Source organism: Stenotrophomonas sp. HMWF023 (assembly GCF_003060985.1).
In the GTDB taxonomy this organism is placed as follows: domain Bacteria; phylum Pseudomonadota; class Gammaproteobacteria; order Xanthomonadales; family Xanthomonadaceae; genus Stenotrophomonas; species Stenotrophomonas lactitubi.
This window is the reverse complement of record NZ_QAIJ01000005.1, coordinates 1-1,027: the sequence shown is the minus strand read 5'-3', so window position 1 is coordinate 1,027 and position 1,027 is coordinate 1. Positions and strand designations below refer to the sequence as shown.

Genomic DNA, 1,027 nt, shown 5'->3' with positions numbered 1-1,027 from the left:
CCCTGCAGCACGCGTTCGGCAATGGCTGGAAGTTCAAGATCGGCGCCACGCATGATCGCACCCAGGCCGATGACAAGCTGTTCTATCCGTCCTACACCGCCTTCGACAAGACAACCGGCGCGGGCGTAACGCCGATGGCTGGCTTCTACAACACCGAGCGCAAGGTCGATGGCATCGACGGCTACATCGATGGTCCGTTCCAGCTGTTCGGTCGCGAGCACCAGTTCATGGCCGGCCTGAGCTACAACAAGCGCGAGTTCGCCAACTACGGCGATTTCCAGATGGGTGGCCCGGGCTGGAACCCGTTCGATACCTACCTCGGCTGGACCGGCAACATCCCCCAGCCGAACTGGAATCCACTGGCACTGGCCAGCGAAGGCACCATCACCCAGAAGGCCGGCTACGTGGCCGCGCGGTTGTCACTGGCTGATCCGCTGAAGCTGATCGTCGGTGCGCGCTACACCGACTGGAAGAGCGAAGACGAAGGCAATGATCGCTCGCACAAGGTCACCACGCCGTACGCCGGCCTGGTCTACGACATCAACGACACCTACTCGGCGTACACCAGCTACACCGAAATCTTCCAGCCGCAGACGCTGCGCAACAAGCAGGGCAGCTACCTGGACCCGGTGGATGGCAAGAGCTACGAAGTGGGCGTCAAGGGCGCCTGGTTCGACAACCGCCTGAATGCCTCGCTGGCCGTGTTCCGCATCGAGCAGGACAACGTCGGCCAGGCCACCATGGACAAGGTGGATGGGCAGCAGAATGAAACGGCCTATATCGCCGCACGCGGCACGGTCAGCCGTGGCTTCGAGTTCGAGTTGAACGGCGAACTGGCACCGGGCTGGAATGCCACCTTCGGTGCGTCGCGCTATGTGGCCAAGGACATCAACGACGCCGACATCAACACCAACCTGCCGCAGACCGCGCTGAAGCTGTTCACCAGCTATACCCCGCAATCGCTGCAGGAACTGACTGTCGGTGGCGGTGCCAACTGGCAGAACCGTATCTACTACGCGGCACCGGT

General features: G+C 62.1%; 1 protein-coding gene. It reads left to right on the top strand.

Annotated elements, in window-relative coordinates:
- The coding region (locus tag DBR20_RS00065) for a TonB-dependent receptor (protein ID WP_146186913.1) at window positions 1-1,027 on the top strand (1,027 nt) is incomplete at both ends.